Below are 16,212 nucleotides of genomic sequence, written 5' to 3'. Positions count from 1 at the left end.
TTCTCTTAGCCCTTCGTTCCGCCTGCGGTTAATCCGGACACAAAATTCTTTTGCAGTATGATAAAGATGGCTGCAACCGGGATGCTGATAAGCAAGGCTCCGGCCGCAAATGTCGTATAGCTGGCCCCCATGACATCATTCACTAAATTGAATAGGCCGACGGGCAATGTATATGATTCAGGCGTTCTCAATATCGTTGAGGACAGCACAAAATCTCCGAGCGGGCCTGTAAAGCTGTTCATGGCCACCACTGCCGCCATCGGTTTTGATAATGGCAGAATGATCTGGAAGAAGATTCTGGTGCTGCTGGCCCCGTCAATCTTGGCGCTTTCGTCTAAATCCATCGGAATGGAATCCATATACCCTTTCATCAAATACGTATTCATCGGGATCAGGCCGCCGATATAAAGCAAGATTAACAGCCAGTGGCTATTGATCATGCCCAAGATTTGCGCCAATACAAACAAAGCGATTAAAGCCGAAAACTGAGGAATCATTTGCAGCAATAAAAAGAGGGTTAAAGCGTATTTCCTCCCTTTGAACCGAAAGCGCGAAAACGCATAGGCCGTAAACGTCACACAGAGCAAAGACCCTGCCATTGTAAACAGGCTGATCTTCATGGAGTTGAAATACCACTGCACATATTGAAGGCTTTCCTTGCCCGCAAATAATTCCTTGTAATGGTCGAATGTCGGATGCTTCGGAATGATGGATGTACTGATTAAGCTGTTGCCGGGGTTAAAGCTTGCGCCTGCCGTCCAAAGGAGAGGATAAACAATGATGACCGCCATACAGGCTAACAACAAGTAAGAGAAAAGGAGACGGATATATTTTCTGACCTTCATATCTGCCAGCATGCCTCATGCCTCCTCTTTAAAAGACTTTGTCTGTCTGAACTGCCACAATGCGATGGAGATGACAAACACAGATAACAAAATCGTTAAAGCCGCAGCAAGTGAATATTGACTGGACTGCATTGTCAACTTATAAATCCATGAAACGAGGATATCTGTCCCGCCGGCTGTTGATCCGGTTACAGCCGGACCTCCGCCATTGAATAGATAGATAATATTAAAGTTATTAAAATTAAACGTAAACTGAGTAATGATAATCGGAGCCATGGCGATGAACACCATTGGAAGCGTAATGTATCTCAGCTTTGAAAAGACAGAAGCGCCATCAATCGTAGCTGCTTCATACAGATCGTCCGGGATGGATTGCAATACGCCTGTTGAGACGAGAAAGATGTACGGAAATCCGAGCCAGCCCTGCATGAGAATCAACGCAAGCCTCGACCAATTGGCATCTGTCATCCACGGAAGCGGATCTATCCCGAAGAAGGCCAAGATGTCGTGATTCATCGCACCAAAGCTATCATTAAACAGTCCCGCAAAAATTAAAATCGTCACAAAACCGGGAACGGCCCATGGCAAAATCAGAATCGTCCGGAAAAAGCGTTTAAAACGAAGGTCTTTCTGGTTCACAATGATCGCGAGAAAAATCCCCAAGCTGACTTGCAGTGTGGATGCAGCAAGTGTCCAAACCACCGTCCAAGCCAGTACATCAAAAAAGGTCGACCTCCAAATATCAACTGTGAAAATATTTGCGAACGTTTGAAAACCGACCCAATCAATTAATTTTGCAGGAGGAGAATGATACAAATCATAGTTTGTGAACGCTAATGCAAAACTGAATAAAATAGGGAAAATCACGGCGAAAATTAAAATAAACAAAGATGGGCCGCTGACGACATAAGGATAGCCCTCAGAAATGATATGCCGGTATTGTTCCTTTAAGGAACTTAATGGCTTGTTTTCATCACGCTGTTTTCCGCTTTGAAACGCATCGCGAAGATTCACATAATACACCGCAAGGCCAAAGCAGGTCACGATGACAGCGATAATTCCTTCCGCCAGCAGGAAAACGGAATTATCCCGCGGCACTTCTGTTCCCAGTGTAAAGATTCCCCAGAACCCCATATTGAGCAGATCTCCAAAGACCGCAAAAAACGATGCGCCTAAGACAAGAAAGACAAAGCCTTTTATCCATTGCTTGTTATAAAATTGCCCGAGCCCCGGGATGATAGACAGCAACAAAGCGATTTGACGATGCTGCACCGTTTTCACCTCTCTTACAATACAAATCTAGCTTTCTCTTTATTTTCCGCTGTGCTTTGCCTTGATTTGTCCTTTGGCCGTTTCAGCTGCTTGATCCAATGCTTGTTTCGGATCCGCCTTCCCTGTTGCAACCGTCTGTAATGCTGAATCAGCCGGCGTCCATATTTCATTCATTTCCGGAATATTTGGTGTTGGCTCTGAGAAACGGGATTGTTCAGTAACAGCCCGTGCCGCCTCGCTTTTCATAATAGCCGGGTCATTGGCTAGGGATTTCACAGCAGGAACTTCTTTCGTCTCTTCATATCGTGTTTTAGAATTTTTTTCATTTGCCAGGAAAACGGCTAATTCTTGCGCCAGCTCCGTATTCTTTGAAAATGCACTGACATTGTAGCTTTTGACGCCGATAAAGGAGCTCATGTTTTTCCCATTTTCCAGCTTCGGCAGTTTCGTCATGCCATAATTGATTCCTGCTTTCGAAAAGGCTTCTACATTCCATGGACCAGAAATAATCGCGGCGGCTTTTCCTTCTGTGAACAGTGATTCCAACACGTTAATCCCTTGTTCTCCAATAATGCCTGCCGGGAATAAGTCATCTTTGTAAAACTTCTGCATCAGCGCAGCACCTTTGACAGCGCCTTCATTATTGATTCCAATGTCTGACGGGTTATAGCTGCCGTCTTTGTCCTTTCCAAAAATGTATCCGCCGTATCCGCTCATTACACTTTCCGCATAATAAATTTGATCGAATAAGGCTAAAAAGCCAAATTTGCTGCCATCAGCAGTCTGTTTGGAATAGTCGTACCACTCTTCCAGCGTTTTGGGCAATTCCTTTTCTGAGATGAGATCTTTGTTGTAAAACAGCACAGTCGTTTCGACAGCTTTAGGCAGTCCATAAAGCTTTTGATCAACCATTTGAGACTGAATGGAAGCGTCAGTATAAAGTGATTGAACGTCTTTTTTGACATGTAATTCCTTGAGTAATCCTTCCGTGACAGCCGTTCCGATTTGGTCACCTGGCATTGTTAGCACGTCAGGTCCTGTGCCGGCCGGTCCGTCCATTCGCAAATCTTCAATCTGCTTGGCATATGGTTTTTCAACGACTTTGACCTTCACATCATGCTCTTTTTCAAATGCAGCCACGGCGTCTTTAATGCCGTTGCTTTTTTCTTTATCCTCCCATACAACAAGCTCTGACCCTTTTGAACTCGATTTGGCGCTGCTGCTTTCCTTTGGGCCGCAAGCCGCCAAGGATAAACTGACAGCTGCGCAGAGCATGAATACTGAATACTTTTTTGCCATTTTCATTGATTGTCACCCTTCCGGTAGAAATGAAAGCGCTTTAAAAATAATATAGCACGCTTGAGAAAATGTGTAAACAAACTATTTACCTTTTACAGTAAAGTTTTTTACTTAAATAAAAAATGACTTAGTGTCCTAAGTCATCCTTCATTCATACTCTTCCTGACGATTAATTCTGCGCCCACATATAATGTTTTTACTGTTCTTCTCTTGTCCTGCACTTGTTCAAGCAGTAATTGAACAGCGTTTTTACATAATTCATGTATATCAATATGAAACGTTGTCAGAGGAGGCGAGACATACTTTGCGAAGCTGATGTTGTTGATACTCACAATACTTACCCTGTTCGGTATGGCAATTCCTTTTTCGTTCAGGGCTTGCAGACAGCCTACTGCAATCGGGTCCGCTGCAATCATAAAAGCAGTCGGAAGCTGGTCGCCTAATGTCTCGATCGCCGCTGACATCAGGCGATAGCCGTTTTCTACAGAGAATCCGCGATGACAGAAAATATACCGCTCGTCCAGCATGCCTTTTTCCCTCATATAGGATCTGAAGGTTTCTTCACGGATGTCCATTTCATCCTGGTTGGTGTTCGGATTTTTGTATGTGCCGCCGATAAAACCGATGCTCTTATGCCCCTTCTCAGTCAGGATGTTTACCGTCTTCCTTGTTATTTGTGCTAAGTCAGGCCTTACCGAGTCAAAATGATCGGGATCAGGAGTTGAATCGATAAACACGCCGTTTTCAGTGAGATTTCTAAGGAAAGCCAGCTCTTCATCTGAAAATGTGCCGACGGCAATAAACCCTTCCGTATGTTTAGGAATGCACTCGATTCCATCTGATATTTTATAAGTGGTCATATCAATATTGAATGCTTTCGCCAGTTTCTCTATTTCCAATCTCATCGTTTTAAAATAGACATCTTCCAATTCTTCTTTATCTGTCAGCCAATATAAAAACGCAATATGTTTCACCAGCGGCCTTACTGTTTTTTTGCGGTAATTGAGCTTTTCCGCCGCTTCATAGATTTTCTCCCGTGTCTCATCAGGAACAGAAAGGCTTTCATCGTTATTTAAAACGCGGGAAACGGTTGAGATTGAAAATCCCGCTTCCTGCGCGATATCTTTAATTGTCGCCATTGCATCTGCCTCCATTATTCAGCTCGAATTGTTTTAGTAAAATATTTTACTTTCTTTTCCGCAAATGTCAAGTGTACAAAGCCCCTGGCTGCCTCATGTAAAAAGACTGAACCATTTGTGGCTCAGTCTCAGTTGTTCGTATCATCTGGAACCAGCAGAATTGCCCGGGAAATGAGTTGGTTATTGCACATTTTCCTCGAAATATCCCGAAAGCACATCTTCCACATTCGTCAAATGCGCCAGCATGGCGGCTTCCGCCTGTGCACCGTCCCCGGCAGCCACGGCATTGTAAATCCGTTCGTGCTCCTCATACAGCCGCTGAACTGAGGTCTTCTTGGAAAACAGCCAGATTTTCCGCGTTTCTCTCATTGTTTCCAGCAGCAATGATGATACGTGATTCATCAAGTGTTTAAGAAGTTCATTTTGAGAAGCGTCAGCAAGCGCCAGATGAAATGCAAAATCCGCTTTCTCTCCCAGCTCCCCGTCTGCTTCAATGCTCCCCATTTCCTTTAGTGCATCATGAATTCTTTCGAGATCTGCTTCTGTCCTTTTTTCAGCAGCTAATGACGCCACGCCGAGTTCAAGCAGTTTTCTGACCTCAAGCAGCTGCTTGACGTCCTCTTTTTTCATAAGAAGGGCAGCTGAGAGCGGCTGAGAAATTTGATTGAGCTCAAATTCCTTCAGGTACGTGCCTTCCCCCTGTTTCATTTCGACAAGCCCCATCGCTTTTAGCGCAGAAAGAGCTTCGCGAACCGCTGAACGGCTGACTTGAAAGCTCTCAGCAAGCGCCTGAACAGAGTCCAGTTTATCTCCAGGCTTCAATTCGCCGTTTTTGATCATATCTAATAGTGCATCAGCTACTTCTTCATATATTTTTTTTGTTTTAATTTGTTTGTATTTCAATGCAATTCACCCCGTAACTTGTAGGTCTGGCTGTTTACGATCTATTATACTCTGTTTTATGGGCCGCCAAAAGATTTTGACTATTTTGTCAAAAAGTCTTGTACTTTGATTTTTTTCAAAATATAATGCTAGGTAACTGGTCTTATTACCCAGTCATCAGATGATCATATCATCTATGGAAACCGCTTACATACAACGCCAGTTTATGTTTCAAGGAGGGGTTTGGGATGCAATGGACACAGGCATATACGCCTATAGGGGGAAATTTGCTTTTATCAGCGCTTGCCGCACTGGTACCGATTATTTTCTTTTTTTGGGCACTCGCGATTAAACGGATGAAGGGGTATACAGCGGGCTTGGCCACATCGGGGATCGCCCTTGTCATTGCTGTATTGGTTTATCGGATGCCCGCGGAAAAAGCACTGATGTCCGCGACACAAGGAGCCGTATACGGAATGTTGCCGATTGGCTGGATCATTGTGACGTCTGTTTTTTTGTATAAAATCACTGTGAAAACGGGGCAGTTTGATATCATTCGCAGTTCGGTTCTCTCGATTACTGATGACCGGCGGCTTCAAGCCCTCTTGATCGCTTTTTCATTCGGTGCTTTTTTAGAAGGGGCAGCAGGCTTCGGAGCGCCGGTCGCCATTTCTGCCGCGCTTTTGGTCGGTCTCGGCTTTAATCCTCTTTATGCGGCGGGGATCTGTTTGATCGCCAATACGGCGCCTGTTGCCTTTGGCGCAATTGGGATTCCAATTACAGCCGTAGAAGGGCCGACAGGGATTCCGGCGATGGAGATTTCGCAAATGGTCGGGCGGCAGCTGCCGTTTTTATCCGTATTTATTCCTCTTTATTTAATCATCATTATGAGCGGGTTCAGGAGAGCCTTGGAGGTCTGGCCGGCGATTCTCGTATCCGGTGTTTCCTTTGCTGTTGTTCAATATCTCAGTTCCAATTTTTTAGGGCCTGAGCTGCCTGATGTTTTGTCAGCTCTTGTTTCAATGGCTGCGCTTGCTGTGTTTTTGAAATGGTGGAAGCCGAAAACAACATTCCGGTTTGCCGGTGAACAGGAATCGGCCGCCGCGATTGAAACGGCGCAAACGAATCCGACAGCGCCTGCGTACAGCGGCGGACTGATTTTCAAGGCTTGGTCGCCATTTCTGCTGCTGACGGTGATGATTTCCGTATGGGGCATTCCATCTGTCAAATCCGCGTTGACCGGGCACTATGAAGGCTCTGCTGTGTTCTTGACATGGCTGAATGCTGTTGGGGAAAAACTGACTTTTGCCCCTGCTGTGCCTTTTTTGAACAATCAGATTGCCAATGCTGACGGTACGCCGATTGAAGCGGTTTATAAGCTTGAGGTGCTCGGTTCGGCCGGCACCGCAATCTTGATTGCAGCTGTGCTCTCAAAATTCATCACGGCGATTTCGTGGAAAGACTGGGGAGCCGTTTTTAAAGAAACGATCCAAGAGTTGAAGCTTCCGATTTTGACCATCGCATCTGTCGTTGGTTTTGCCTATGTCACAAACTCCTCAGGAATGAGCACGACACTCGGGATGACACTCGCGCTGACGGGTTCGATGTTTACCTTCTTTTCGCCTGTTCTCGGCTGGCTCGGCGTCTTCATTACCGGCTCGGATACTTCTGCCAACCTGCTGTTCGGCAACCTGCAGAAAGTCACCGCGTTATCGGTCGGTATGGACCCTGTTCTGTCTGTCGCCGCCAACTCTTCAGGCGGTGTCACAGGAAAAATGATTTCTCCGCAGTCGATTGCGGTGGCTTGCGCCGCGGTAGGACTCGCCGGAAAGGAGTCAGATCTTTTCCGCTTTACCATTAAACACAGTCTGTTTTTGCTGCTGCTCGTTTGTATCATCACCTTTTTGCAGCATCATGTGTTCAGCTGGATGATTCCTTAAAAAAACCTCCCAACATGGGAGGTTCAGATTGTTGACAACATCCTAAAATGGTATTCATTTTAGGATGTTGTCATCTTTTCAGCGTGATTGAAAACCCTTGAAGTCTAGGAAGGACGAGCATAGGAGCGAGCGAATGTTCTAATTCGTGAGCCCCGAAGCGCAGTCCTGACAACGAATACGAGGGTTTGTCGACACGCTGAAACCTCCCAACATGGGAGGTTTTTATTTATACCGTTTTCTCGCCGCCGAAGACGGAATGTTCATCTGATCGCGGTATTTTGCCACGGTGCGTCTCGAGATTTGGATGCCGTGTTGTTCATACAGCAAATCGGCAAGCTTTTGGTCTGAAAGCGGTTTCGTTTTGTCCTCTTGATTGATCAGGTTTTCCAGATGCGTTTTGACTGCATAATTCGACGCATCTCCATCTCCTGAAGCCTCGGCTTTTGCTGAGAAAAAGAGTTTCATCTCAAACAGCCCGTAAGGCGTTTGTATCGTTTTCCCTTTAATGGCCCGGCTCACAGTTGATTCATGAAGATTTAGGCAGTCTGCTATCTCCCTGAGAGTCAGCGGCTTCATTGCGCTTCGTCCTTTCAGAAAGAAATCCTTTTGGCGTGTGATCAGCTCATTGATTATCCTCGTGATTGTCTGTTTTCGCTGCAGCAGCGCGCGGCTCAGCCAGCGCCATTCCTGATATTTCGCGGATAAATAAGAGACAGTATCCTGACAGGAGCCGGATGATAAAAGCGTTCTGTACTGCGGATGCAGATCGATCTCGGGAAACGAGCGGGTATTCAGCTCCGCTGCGATGTGCCCGTTTTTTACGGTGATAAAAATGTCAGGCTCGATATACACATCTTGCTCTGGCCGAGCAAACAGAAGACCCGGTCTTGGATGAAGAGCCGCTATATCATCTGAGATATCCTGAATGGTATCAAGCGGAATTCCAGTTTTCACTGAAAGCGCTTTCCATTTTTTTTGCGCAAAAGCATCAAAATGAGCAGAAACAAGCATTTCCGCTTGTTCATTTCTGTTCGGCAGCCGCTGTAATTGAAGAAGGATGCATTCCTGCAAAGATCTCGCGCCGATTCCAGCCGGCTCTAGTGACTGGAGTTTCGCCAAAACAGCCTCTGTTTCCTTGGCCGATACAGATAAGCGCTGTGCAGCCTCTTCCACATCTTCTTCCAAGTATCCGTTTGAATCAAGCGAATGAATCAGATAATTAAAAATCTTTTTTTCAGTGTTTGACAGATTCATATCGAGTGACTGCTGTTTTAACGCATCCTGCAATGTTTTTTGCGGATCACTTAATTGAAGGCCCGCTTCCTGTGCATTCATCCTGTTTTTATTTGTTTTATGGTAAGATAGTGGCGGTGTGTCTGTTTCCTTTCGTTCAATAAGAGGGTTTTCCAGTGAGAGCTCATCAATGTACTCGGCGAGTTCTGCCGAATGATAGCCAAGCAGCGTGATGGCCTGCCTGAGCTCCTGTGTCAGTTGAGGCTTTAATACTTGTACTTGCTGAAGTTTCATATCCATCTTGCTCACTCCCCTTTCTTCATTGTACATGATTGAGATCACACCGTATACATTTATGAAAAAGGAGCTGCCAAAGAAATGTCTGAACTTTTTTCCGTCCCTTATTTTATTGAGAATTTAAAACAGCATATTGAAATGAATCAGTCTGAGGATAAAATCCACGCGATGAACAGCTACTACCGTTCCGTCGTCTCAACGCTCGTGCAAGACCAGCTGACCAAAAACGCGGTCGTCTTAAAGCGGATTCAGCACTTAGATGAAGCATACAACAAAGTCAAACGTGGAGAATCAAAATAAACCTTCCGCTCACACGTGAGCAGGAAGGTTTTCCTTCTTTGAGGCGTCCTGGATCATCCGGGTGCCTGGCACTCCTTCCATCCAGGTGTGAAAGTAATTGGCGTTTTTCCCATAGGAATTATCAATGACCGTGTTTTCTTTTTGAAGAAGAGAAGACAAGATGTGGCCGTGCAGCCTTGATGTTTCCACCGATTCGTAACGGCTGAAAAACCGAATGGCTTTTTTGACGATATAATCCGAGTATTTTCCCCATATATAGGCAATAGGCAAAGGGTTGCCCGCTTTTTTGTTCAGGACGTTGAGCGTTTGCAGAAAAGCGATCGTCCGGCGGTCTGAAGCTGACAGGACCGTGCGCCAGTCGTAGCTCTCCGCTTTTGCGTGTTCCTGAAGCTCCTGGTTTGCTTCATGATCTGTTCGGATAAATCTCAGCTTTTGATTGGACGGCTGCTGCGTGGGAATGACGGGAAACAGCTGATGAGCCATATCAGGCAGAAGCTGAATGTGATTTCTTGAAAAATAAGCCTGTGCCGTAGCATAGGAGGCTTTTTCCCTTGTAATGATGTGGAGATTCGCATGCTTAGAAAATATCTCCGCCGTCCGCTTGAGGTTGTCTTTGTTTTGAAAATAAATCGATTGCGGCAGGATCACAATTTTGTGGTTCGGATAGGTTTGGATGATTTTCTCTCTAAAGCCTTGATAATACGGATACAGATCCCCGAAATTTCCGCCTCCCTGGCAGACGATGATAAGATTAGGATCCAGCTTTCGCCCGACTGGAAAATTGTCGGGATTCCATCGTTTTCTGACCCGAATCCCGTGTTCTTTAAAAAAGGCTTCTGTTCCTTTCATAATAAATAAATCCCCTACATTCCCATATAGAGGATAGTCCGCATATACGATCTCAGATTGTTTCGGAATGACGTCGAGCAGCCCGGACAGTTTCTGTTTCAGGCTGATCATCGAATGCTTGCTGTCCATTTCTTCACCTCGGCATTTTGGAATAAGTGCAGTAGCACATCAATAACTCGGTCTTGCTCATCTTCTGTCATATTTGAACCGGATGGGAGACAGATCCCTTGCTTGAAAAGCTCTTCGCATACGCTTCCTGTATCTTCATGGGAATAAAATAAAGCCGGATCGAACAGCGGCTGGGTATGAAGCGGCTTCCACAGCGGACGGGCTTCAATGTTTTCTTCAGCAAGACGGTAAACTACGTCATAGGGACTGAGCCCGTTATCAAGCGTGAGCGTGGTGAGCCAGCGATTTGATACGCCTGCTTCGTACTCCGGCATAAAGCGGACGCCGTCTATGTGACTGAGCGCATTTTTGTACCTCGTGAAAATGGCCCTTCTTTTCTCTACGCGCTCATCCAGCACCTCAAGCTGGGCAATGCCGACACCGGCTAAGATATTGCTCAGCCTGTAATTATGCCCCATTTCACTGTGCTGATAATGAACAGCCGGCTCTCGTGCCTGCGAAGCGAGAAATCTTGCTTTTTCAATTGCGGCTTCATCATTTGAAACGAGCATCCCTCCGCCTGATGTGGTGATGATTTTGTTCCCGTTAAATGAAAAAATGCCGAAGCGCCCGAATGTCCCGCTTTGCTTCCCTTTGTAGACTGTTCCGAGAGATTCGGCTGCGTCCTCAATGACAGGAACTCCGTATGCATCACACAGGCTTACGATGTCATCCATTTTCGCGCTCTGCCCATATAGATTGACGGCAATAACGGCTTTTGGCAGAGTTCCGTTTCTTTTCGCTTCCTTCAATGCTCTTTCAAGGGCTTTCGGCGACATATTCCATGTATCAGGCTCAGAATCAATAAAGACGGGCACCGCTTTTTCATATAAAATCGGATTGGCAGTTGCTACAAATGTGAAGGACTGGCAAAACACGCTGTCACCTTCTTTTACCTCAAGCAAACGCAGCGCCAGATGAATCGCAGCTGTTCCAGAGCTGACCGCAGCTGCTGCTTTTACACCGACGCGTTCTGCCAGCTGTTCTTCAAATGAATTCACGAGCGGCCCAAGCGGCGCGATCCAGTTTGAGCGAAAAGCTTCCGAAATATAGTTCTGCTCCCTGCCGCTCATGTGAGGGGGAGATAAGTAGATTTTTTTATGCATAGAATCATCCTTTGTTTGATGTTTGAATGGAAGAAATGATGCGTGCCGGTGCACCGGCCGCCGTTACCCTGTCCGGTATGGAACGGATCACCGCGGAGCCAGCGCCGACAATGCTCCAAGCCCCGATTGTAAGCTGCGGTATGACGGACGCACCGGTTCCAACGTGAGCGCCTTCCTGAACGGAAACCGCTCCTGACAGCGTGACACGCGGGGACAGATGAACGTAATCGCTGATTTGATTATCGTGCTCTGCCACTGCACCCGTATTGATGATGCAGTGGGCGCCGATGCGCGCATCCGCCTGAATGATTGCGCCCGCCATAATCACTGTCCCTTCCCCGATGACAGCGGACTTGCTGACGATGGCTGACGGGTGAATCAATGTAATAAAATCATCTTTCTTCAGTCCCAGCCGCTCCGCCAGCTGTTTTCTGACACTGTTATTTCCAACAGCAATCAAAAACAGCACATCAGGAATGAGCCTGCGCAGTTCAGTAACGGCTTCCGGCGGTCCTGTGTACCATTCTTTTCCGCCTTCGAACGTTTTGAATTTATCATCCAGCACCGCGGCTAAACGCGTATCTGTGCGGGCGTTTATCAGCTCCCTGATCACCTTTCCGTGTCCGCCGTCACCCACAATGGCCACGTTTTTCATGAGGACACATCTCCGCTTCCGGTAAACCGTTCAGCGGTCACATGATTGGTTTGCTGAATCCCTTCTGACACAAGAACCTTTCGCACCGTTAAACATAGAATTTTTAAATCGAGAAAAAATGACCGGTTGTCAACGTACCAAACATCTAATTCAAATTTCTTTTCCCAGGAAATCGCGTTTCTGCCATTGATTTGCGCCCAGCCAGTGATACCCGGCTTCACCTCATGGCGCCGGGCCTGTTTTTCTGTATAAAGGGGCAAATAGTCCATCAAAAGCGGGCGCGGCCCGACAAGGCTGAGATCGCCCTTCAGGACATTCAGAAGCTGCGGAAGCTCATCAATGCTCAGCTTTCTGATCAGCCTGCCCGTTTTCGTCAGCCGGACTTCATCGGGCAGCAGATTTCCTTCACTGTCCCGTTCATCCGTCATTGTCCGGAACTTATATAGGGTGAACGGTTTTCCATGCAGGCCCGGCCTTACTTGCTTAAAGAAGACAGGTGATCCTATTTTCAGCCTGACAACGGCGATGGTGAACAAAATGATCACACTCATACAGCACAACAAAAAAATGGCGGCCGTCAGATCAAAAAGTCGTTTCAGGATCAAAGATTCACAGCTCCTTTCGTTTTTCGAAACCGTTTTAGTACCAGCTGTCTTTCCTCTTTTGTACAAACGAGCATAAAAGCGAAAACAGCGTAGCAAAAGCTGACTGTCACTCCCGTCGCTATCAGTGACGTCCAGCCGTCAATCTTCACAACAAACTGCATAGCCTTACAGACCGTCCAGGCAAACACAGCGGCTGAAAGAGGCCCAAATATGCCTTTAAAGAACACGTGCTTTTTGCAGCCTGTAATGCGGGATACGTAAAGCGGCGTAAAGATGGCATTCTTTAAAATTAGGGAAATCGCCCCGGCCAATGTTATGCCGTACAGACCGAGATGAGCCGGCCCGCTCAGCGTGACGGCCAGCGCCACATTCACCGCACCTAACAGCAGGGTAACAATCGCCGGTGTTTTTTGTTGATTAAAAGCGGTCCAAATATAAAACAGCGGCATAAAGGCGAGGCTGATAACCAAGTATCCGGCATGAATAAATAAAAGCGGTGCTATCGACGAAAAAGACGGTCCGAGCCAGATTGTCAGAAAAGGCCCCGCCAATCCGCCTAATAAGGCAGCAGGAAGTGCAAGCAAAAGGCCATTCAGCCTTACTGCCTTATTGGCATAATTCATCAATCCGTCCATATCGCCTTTTGAATAATATGAAGTCATGATAGGCGCAAACAGGGATGCGACCGTTCCGGCCAAGCTGCGCAAAAGCAGCGGAAACTGGATAATTGCCGCGTATTTCCCGGATGCGGACGCCCCAAGCATCAAATTGGCGGTTAACAGATCAATCTGCAAAAAAAGCAGGACGCCGATTTGATTGACGGAGCTCCATGCGCCCGCTTGAAACAGCTCCTTGCTTGTGCGGAATGAAAGATCCTTCATACGGAACGAAAACCACGGAATCAGCTTTTTGAAGAAATAGAAAGACAGCACAGACGCGATGACAGCACCAGCTAAAGCGGCAAGCTGGATCTGCCAGATTTTTGGCGCAAAGCATGCAAACAGGAGCAGCACAGACAGCACGCGTACAAGCATTTGCACCGCCTGAATGGAACTGGTGATGTAAAGGCGGTTGGCATAAAATGGTGCAGCCCCGAAACCAGCCGTCAGAAACGTTAAGATAAACAGCAGACTGCCGATCAAAATCGACAAACGCACATCAGCCAAAAGCGCTTGCGGCACATTCATGACGCGGTCAACAAAAAAAGCCGAACCCGCAAGCGGCAGCAAGAGAAGCATTGAAATCAAAACAGAGGCCGCTAAATAATTGCTGATATACGCATTTGCTTTCTCCCGCTCTCCCCTGTGGGCAGCAACAGAAAAGAAGCGAACGACAACCGAGCTGAGAGCCACAGTGATAACCGAAAAGTAATTAATCACATTTTGTGTCAAGTGAACAAAGCCGAACGCTTCCACACCGAGCGTTTTGACAATAAAAGGTGTCATCCAAACCGACAGGAAAACAGACAACAGAAAAGCCGTGAGATTCGCGCTGAAGTTTATCGTGAATTTCATGCCTGCTTCGCACTGCCTTTCATCGTCCCCCGCTGCTCGAAAAACAGCTTGATGAGAAATGTGAGCCGCCATTTACACAGTGCTAATACCAAACGCTCTCCTCTTAATAATTTCTCATGCCGAAACGATGTATGTCTGACAGCCTGCCGTACCATGTCATAGGATAAAATCTGTCTGATCTTCTTTTTGATGTCTTTCGGCGAACTCGAAGAAGCACAGGCATTTGCCAAAAGCATCGGAAGCTGGTGTTTGCAAATGTACACATTTAAATCTTCTTTGCATGCGCCTGCTAAGCCATAGTGATTGTAGAATGCGATTTTGGCCTGATATTGTTTTTGAAGATGTTCATCCATCGCCGGCTTATAAGGAATTTCTGTCAGGCTGTTCGGGTTTTCACGATAAATGTACAATCCTTCATCAAGCATTTTCACCCGCTCCGCTTCGCGAAAAGCGGACAAATTAAAGGGAGAGTCTTCAGCAAAACGGATGTCTTCCTCAAACATCAGATTCGCCCTATCAAAAAGCTCACGACGGTAAAGATAACGCCATACATACCAGATAAATCTCGTTTCGTGAGCATGTTTAAGCCGTTCAGTCATTTCTGGTTTTGTCAGCACGCGGTTTGCCTCAAGCTGCGGCGCCACATATGTCCGCCTGTCCGGTGACTGCTTGTAAAAACCGCATCCGGCGATGTCGAGCCGATTTTGCTCCGCTTCTTCGACCAGCCTCTGGAACATGGCGGAAGATACATAATCGTCTCCGTCTACAAAGCCGATGTAAGTGCCCCGCGCGGCCTTTATTCCCGTATTTCGCGCTGAACTAAGCCCGCCGTTTGCCTGATGAATGACCCGGATTCTCGCATCCCGTTTTGCATAGTCCTCTGCAATTTCGCCTGACCGATCCGGTGTTCCATCATTCACGAGGATGATTTCAATATCAGAAAGCGTTTGGCAAAGCAAAGAATCAATGCACTCCCCTATAAATGGTTCAACATTATACATCGGGACAATAATGCTGACGAGCGGGGTCATTGCGCTTCACCGCTGATTTTGTCACGCAGACCTTTAAAATACACATCTCTCGGAAAGCCTGCACGGGGTGTTTCTTTTGTTAAAAGCTCATTGACTGCGGCTGTTACTCGCTCCGGCTCCGGATGTTCAATCAGCTTCATGAATGGGATGTCTTTGAGCCATTGATAGCCTTCCATCACCTTATGGTCAAAGGAGCGAATGACAACACACGGCGTTCCTGTCAGCGCGCAAAAAATCATACCATGAAGCCTGTCAGTGACGACGGCTTCTGCGCTTTGCAGCTTCGACCACAGTGCTTCAAGCTCTTGTTCGCGTGTATCACGGCTGACCCGGCGCCCAATCGTTGTCGTAAAGGATTTGATCTCGCCGAATTCCTCATATAGCGCAGCCTTGACCCGATTTCTCTGCTCCTCCTGAAGCACGCTTTCCTGGTCCTCGCGCAAACACATATAAACCGCTTCGCGCTCTGCGGGGGCCTTGCTTCTGTCTAAATACAGCACCATGTCCGGCTGCTTCAAAATTGTTTTTTCTTGAAAATGCTGTTTCATAAATTGATACGTTGTTTCATCCCGTGCCATCAGCAACAGGCCCGGGTGCGAATTATAAATTTTCTGTGCCCGCTTCAGCTCTTTTCGCCCTTTTTTCGTGTCAGAAAAATGAGCCGTTGCCGGAAGCTGGACAACCCGATAGTCACGAAATGTTTTAATGATGAAGCGGCGCGTCCACTCCTCATAACGGTATAAATCCCCCATGTTTCCGCCGCCGATGATAAAGACCATATCCTCCGGATGGCGCGAGCGGATCAGGTTTTTTGCTGATTTGTAAATGTCCTTCATATCGACCTCGATGATGTCAAAGTCCGGGTATTCTTGCTCAAGAAATGCCTTGCTGGCATAAGCAATTGCGTGATCTCCCAAATTGTCATGGGACGGCAGCAGGGTCAGTATGATTTTTTTCTGATGTGCTGCGGCCTTTACCGGCTGGTCTGCCGCTCCCAGCCAATATTGGGACGGGTATTTGACCTTAAGCAGCAGCCATTCTGCAAAATTGATTTTCAACGATTGTAACGACATGTCC

Annotated in this window: 15 protein-coding genes; 2 read left to right on the top strand and 13 right to left on the bottom strand. The window is 46.8% G+C overall.

Annotation, left to right across the window (positions count from 1 at the left end):
- Positions 1 to 5: 5 nt before the first annotated feature.
- The 5 genes from ganQ to lutR form a co-directional block, all read right to left on the bottom strand.
- Positions 6 to 857 (bottom strand): galactooligosaccharide ABC transporter permease GanQ, encoded by an 852-nt coding sequence (ganQ, locus tag BLL41_RS07695; RefSeq protein ID WP_071577392.1) that lies wholly within the window; start codon positions 855 to 857, stop codon positions 6 to 8.
- A gap of 3 nt (positions 858 to 860) precedes the next feature.
- Positions 861 to 2,117 carry a galactooligosaccharide ABC transporter permease GanP gene (gene ganP, locus BLL41_RS07690; protein ID WP_071577391.1) on the bottom strand — a complete coding sequence of 419 codons (1,257 nt, stop codon included), beginning with the start codon at positions 2,115 to 2,117 and terminating at the stop codon, positions 861 to 863.
- Between the two features lie 39 nt (positions 2,118 to 2,156).
- Positions 2,157 to 3,422 (bottom strand): arabinogalactan oligomer ABC transporter substrate-binding protein GanS, encoded by a 1,266-nt coding sequence (gene ganS / locus BLL41_RS07685; RefSeq protein WP_071577390.1) that lies wholly within the window; start codon positions 3,420 to 3,422, stop codon positions 2,157 to 2,159.
- Positions 3,423 to 3,556: 134 nt separating this feature from the next.
- The gene (gene ganR, locus BLL41_RS07680; RefSeq protein WP_071577389.1) at positions 3,557 to 4,555 is read right to left on the bottom strand and encodes a galactan degradation operon transcriptional regulator GanR; all 999 of its coding nucleotides are present in this window, start codon (positions 4,553 to 4,555) and stop codon (positions 3,557 to 3,559) included.
- Between the two features lie 180 nt (positions 4,556 to 4,735).
- Entirely contained in the window at positions 4,736 to 5,458 is a 723-nt protein-coding gene (lutR, locus tag BLL41_RS07675) for an L-lactate utilization/bacilysin biosynthesis transcriptional regulator LutR (protein WP_071577388.1), read from the bottom strand.
- Between the two features lie 227 nt (positions 5,459 to 5,685).
- Between lutR and lutP the strand changes: the two genes are divergently transcribed.
- The gene (gene lutP / locus BLL41_RS07670) at positions 5,686 to 7,377 is read left to right on the top strand and encodes an L-lactate permease LutP (protein ID WP_071577387.1); all 1,692 of its coding nucleotides are present in this window, start codon (positions 5,686 to 5,688) and stop codon (positions 7,375 to 7,377) included.
- 222 nt (positions 7,378 to 7,599) lie between these two features.
- Here lutP and rpoN read toward each other — a convergent pair whose 3' ends face one another.
- The gene (gene rpoN, locus BLL41_RS07665; RefSeq protein WP_071577386.1) at positions 7,600 to 8,910 is read right to left on the bottom strand and encodes an RNA polymerase factor sigma-54; all 1,311 of its coding nucleotides are present in this window, start codon (positions 8,908 to 8,910) and stop codon (positions 7,600 to 7,602) included.
- 78 nt (positions 8,911 to 8,988) lie between these two features.
- Here rpoN and yvfG point away from each other — a divergent pair, with 78 nt between their 5' ends.
- Entirely contained in the window at positions 8,989 to 9,207 is a 219-nt protein-coding gene (yvfG, locus tag BLL41_RS07660) for a protein YvfG (RefSeq protein ID WP_003219905.1), read from the top strand.
- A 9-nt stretch (positions 9,208 to 9,216) separates the two neighbouring features.
- Here the strand turns inward: yvfG and BLL41_RS07655 are convergent, their stop codons facing one another.
- Genes BLL41_RS07655 through BLL41_RS07625 form a run of 7 tightly spaced genes read right to left on the bottom strand, consistent with a single transcriptional unit; the run spans position 9,217 to position 16,208 of the window.
- Complete coding sequence (locus tag BLL41_RS07655) at positions 9,217 to 10,185, bottom strand: polysaccharide pyruvyl transferase family protein (protein WP_071577385.1); 969 nt, start codon at positions 10,183 to 10,185, stop codon at positions 9,217 to 9,219.
- Positions 10,164 to 11,330, bottom strand: a complete 1,167-nt coding sequence (locus tag BLL41_RS07650) for a DegT/DnrJ/EryC1/StrS family aminotransferase (protein ID WP_071577384.1) — start codon at positions 11,328 to 11,330, stop codon at positions 10,164 to 10,166. The genes BLL41_RS07655 and BLL41_RS07650 overlap by 22 nt, the downstream gene beginning before the upstream one ends.
- A gap of 4 nt (positions 11,331 to 11,334) precedes the next feature.
- On the bottom strand, positions 11,335 to 11,985 hold the full coding sequence (locus tag BLL41_RS07645; RefSeq protein WP_071577383.1) for an acetyltransferase: 651 nt from the start codon (positions 11,983 to 11,985) through the stop codon (positions 11,335 to 11,337).
- A complete protein-coding gene (locus BLL41_RS07640; protein WP_071577382.1) occupies positions 11,982 to 12,590 on the bottom strand; it encodes a sugar transferase in 609 nt (202 codons plus the stop codon). The genes BLL41_RS07645 and BLL41_RS07640 overlap by 4 nt, the downstream gene beginning before the upstream one ends.
- The gene (locus tag BLL41_RS07635; protein WP_071577381.1) at positions 12,587 to 14,104 is read right to left on the bottom strand and encodes an MATE family efflux transporter; all 1,518 of its coding nucleotides are present in this window, start codon (positions 14,102 to 14,104) and stop codon (positions 12,587 to 12,589) included. Before BLL41_RS07635 ends, BLL41_RS07640 begins: the two co-directional genes overlap by 4 nt.
- The gene (locus BLL41_RS07630) at positions 14,101 to 15,135 is read right to left on the bottom strand and encodes a glycosyltransferase (protein WP_071577380.1); all 1,035 of its coding nucleotides are present in this window, start codon (positions 15,133 to 15,135) and stop codon (positions 14,101 to 14,103) included. The genes BLL41_RS07635 and BLL41_RS07630 overlap by 4 nt, the downstream gene beginning before the upstream one ends.
- Entirely contained in the window at positions 15,132 to 16,208 is a 1,077-nt protein-coding gene (locus BLL41_RS07625) for a polysaccharide pyruvyl transferase family protein (RefSeq protein WP_071577379.1), read from the bottom strand. The genes BLL41_RS07630 and BLL41_RS07625 overlap by 4 nt, the downstream gene beginning before the upstream one ends.
- Positions 16,209 to 16,212: the final 4 nt, after the last annotated feature.

The sequence above is a fragment of the Bacillus sp. FMQ74 genome, from assembly GCF_001875785.1.
GTDB classification, from domain to species: Bacteria; Bacillota; Bacilli; order Bacillales; family Bacillaceae; genus Bacillus; species Bacillus stercoris.
Note: the sequence above shows the minus strand (reverse complement) of the source record. Positions and strands in the feature narration are given on the sequence as shown.

Excerpts from the sequence above, each read along its gene's own strand:
- BLL41_RS07655 (WP_071577385.1), bottom strand. The coding sequence starts at position 10,185 with ATGGACAGCAAGCATTCGATGATCAGCCTGAAACAGAAACTGTCCGGG.
- ganS (WP_071577390.1), bottom strand. The coding sequence starts at position 3,422 with ATGAAAATGGCAAAAAAGTATTCAGTATTCATGCTCTGCGCAGCTGTC.
- ganR (WP_071577389.1), bottom strand. The coding sequence starts at position 4,555 with ATGGCGACAATTAAAGATATCGCGCAGGAAGCGGGATTTTCAATCTCA.
- rpoN (WP_071577386.1), bottom strand. The coding sequence starts at position 8,910 with ATGGATATGAAACTTCAGCAAGTACAAGTATTAAAGCCTCAACTGACA.
- ganQ (WP_071577392.1), bottom strand. The coding sequence starts at position 857 with ATGCTGGCAGATATGAAGGTCAGAAAATATATCCGTCTCCTTTTCTCT.
- BLL41_RS07645 (WP_071577383.1), bottom strand. The coding sequence starts at position 11,985 with ATGAAAAACGTGGCCATTGTGGGTGACGGCGGACACGGAAAGGTGATC.
- BLL41_RS07650 (WP_071577384.1), bottom strand. The coding sequence starts at position 11,330 with ATGCATAAAAAAATCTACTTATCTCCCCCTCACATGAGCGGCAGGGAG.
- yvfG (WP_003219905.1), top strand. The coding sequence starts at position 8,989 with ATGTCTGAACTTTTTTCCGTCCCTTATTTTATTGAGAATTTAAAACAG.
- BLL41_RS07630 (WP_071577380.1), bottom strand. The coding sequence starts at position 15,135 with ATGACCCCGCTCGTCAGCATTATTGTCCCGATGTATAATGTTGAACCA.
- BLL41_RS07635 (WP_071577381.1), bottom strand. The coding sequence starts at position 14,104 with ATGAAATTCACGATAAACTTCAGCGCGAATCTCACGGCTTTTCTGTTG.
- lutP (WP_071577387.1), top strand. The coding sequence starts at position 5,686 with ATGCAATGGACACAGGCATATACGCCTATAGGGGGAAATTTGCTTTTA.
- BLL41_RS07625 (WP_071577379.1), bottom strand. The coding sequence starts at position 16,208 with ATGTCGTTACAATCGTTGAAAATCAATTTTGCAGAATGGCTGCTGCTT.